This is a genomic window from Planktothrix sp. FACHB-1355, assembly GCF_014748295.1.
Taxonomy (GTDB): domain Bacteria; phylum Cyanobacteriota; class Cyanobacteriia; order Cyanobacteriales; family Aerosakkonemataceae; genus Aerosakkonema; species Aerosakkonema funiforme_A.
Window position 1 is genome coordinate 1 of the sequence record NZ_JACJUP010001125.1, and the last position, 2,288, is coordinate 2,288.

General features: G+C 44.1%; 2 protein-coding genes. Both read right to left on the reverse strand.

Annotated features, from left to right (window positions below; genetic code table 11):
* Positions 1-67: 67 nt before the first annotated feature.
* The gene (locus H6S82_RS29760) at positions 68-763 is read right to left on the reverse strand and encodes an SRPBCC family protein (protein WP_190469820.1); all 696 of its coding nucleotides are present in this window, start codon (positions 761-763) and stop codon (positions 68-70) included.
* A gap of 77 nt (positions 764-840) precedes the next feature.
* Positions 841-2,007: a hypothetical protein gene (locus tag H6S82_RS29765; protein ID WP_190469817.1), complete on the reverse strand. Its 1,167-nt coding sequence runs from the start codon at positions 2,005-2,007 to the stop codon at positions 841-843.
* Positions 2,008-2,288: the final 281 nt, after the last annotated feature.

Sequence of the window (2,288 nt, forward strand, 5' to 3'; positions counted from 1 at the left end):
ACAACGCAGAAACCCGGTTTCTTTAAGAAACCGGGTTTCTATGTACGGGAATTTTTTTGCTTGTCAATTACTGACGACAAGAAGTTTGACCTTCTGTGGTGGCAATTTCACCAGCTTCCATCAATTGCTTAAAGCGGCGCAGATCGTCTCCGATTTGCTGTTCCGGTTCTTCACCGAAAAGTTTGGCGATCGCAGATCCCAGCACACCACCAGGCGGATTGTATTCCATCACAACTTTCACTTCAGTACCGCGATCGGCAGGTGCGGGTTGAAAGCGCACAAAACCGGAATTATCGATATCTGCACCTTCAACTGAAGCCCAGGCAATTAACTTGTTTTGTTGGTCGTTGATGATTTCTGCATCCCATTCCACGCTATTACCCATAGGTGCGCTGGCAATCCAGTGGGAGCGTTTTTCATCGTATACTTTTACGTGTTTTAGATGCTTCATAAAGCGAGGCAAATTCTCAAAATTGTGCCAGAAGCGATAGAGTTCTTCAGGCGATTTATTGATAGTTACCGTCTTTTCAACTTTAATGCTTTGATTCATGCCTGTTGCTTCCTGAATACCCGTTTGTGCGGTTACGCCGCGATAAACTAAACCCCCACCAGCAACTGCCATTAACGCACCTCTAAGAGAGCGTTGCGACAAACCGTAAAGTACGAGTGCGCCACCACCGATTAACGATGTCCAACGCTCTGCATCAGTGACGTTGCCAGACGTTTCCTGTTGGTTGGTAGTATTTGTTGTCGTCATTTCCATTTCGTTATCTCCCTTGGATAGTTAATGGTTCATGGTTAATGGCGATCGATAATGAATCATTAACCATGACCGATTGATTAATATCGAAACACAGCTGCTAACGGCGCTTCATCAGGTACTTTATCCGGTTCGACTGCATAGACAGTACCGCCGTTCAAAAGTGTTTGAATTGCCGCTGCATCCAATAAATCTCGATCGCCTTTTTCCGGTTCGGGGTGCATATAAACTGTGTTCGTATCGGGATCGAAATTTCCCCACTGCTGCACGCCTACCGCCACAAACAATTCCTCGACTCGACCGAAATAAGCGGCTGGAACAGCTTCTTTAACATCAGTGCAAGTTTTGCCGGTGCTTGTCAGTTCTTTGTAGTGTTCGATCGCCTGTTGCTGTGACTGTAAAAATATCGGTTCAACAATTGGCAATGCTAGCGCGTGTAACTCTTCCGGAGTGAGTATTTTATTGTTGCCAGTAATACCTTCTTCAACTAGATGCTGGTAGCTATTTGCTTGTCGGTAAATTGGAAATAGATACTCTACTCCCGATAACACCAAAGGTGCTTTTTTACCGTTGAGATATTTCTGCAATCCACGATCGACTGCGTAGAAGAATTGCAGGAGATCCCGCTTGATATTATCCTTGTCCGGACTTCCCTGTCCGTGAAAAGTACCTGGCTGCTGGAAAGAATTGTTAGTTCCTCCTTTTGATGTAGCGATACGGTGCTGACCGTCTTTAGCAGTCTCGTCATATTGGAGAGCTTCGTCCATATTTTTCGGTACGTCTTCCAACTCGACTTCCTTGGCGCTGAAGCGCGTGCATTCTAGGAACCTGATTTGCTTTTGAGCGATCTCCAAAATGTAAAACTGCCCATCGCCAGTCAGCAGGCGCATTAGCGGTTTGAGATGAAAATGCTCGGTGACTACAACTAAGTCATCAAAATTTACCGGCAAGCGGTAGTAATGCAATACTCCATCAGCAATAAAAATTGCCAAACCATTGTCTTGTTGTTCCCAAAAATCGCCGCGATCGAGTTCTTCTTGGGCGGGCTGTAAAAATTTTAATGCTTCTCTGTCGCTGAGACCATTTTCGACTAAAAGTTCTTCTGCCTTTCGTATGGCATTTTTAAACCGGATGGGATTTTGTTGCAATTCTGCTCCCCCTCGGTATGTAGGCATATATATGGAAACGGACAATCCCTTTGGTTGTTCTACCAGTGTTTTGATTTCATCTACTGACAATAAACTCATGCTGTTTACTCTCCTCCAATTTTGTTGCGATCGCGATCTGGCTCCACCAGATTTCACTCCGCTCAGATCGCTCAGGCATTAACAGCCTATCCCTACAATCTATATCTGCAAGCTTATCTGCTCGTCTGTCTATAGGAACAAGCCTTCTCTTAAAGCGATCGAGAATAAAAACAGCACCGAAATTCGTCACCGTATTCTATTTATACTTCACTTTAGATAGATGTAAATAATATATTTATTATTATAATTAAATTTTTAATTTCGGTTATGGTGACATCCCC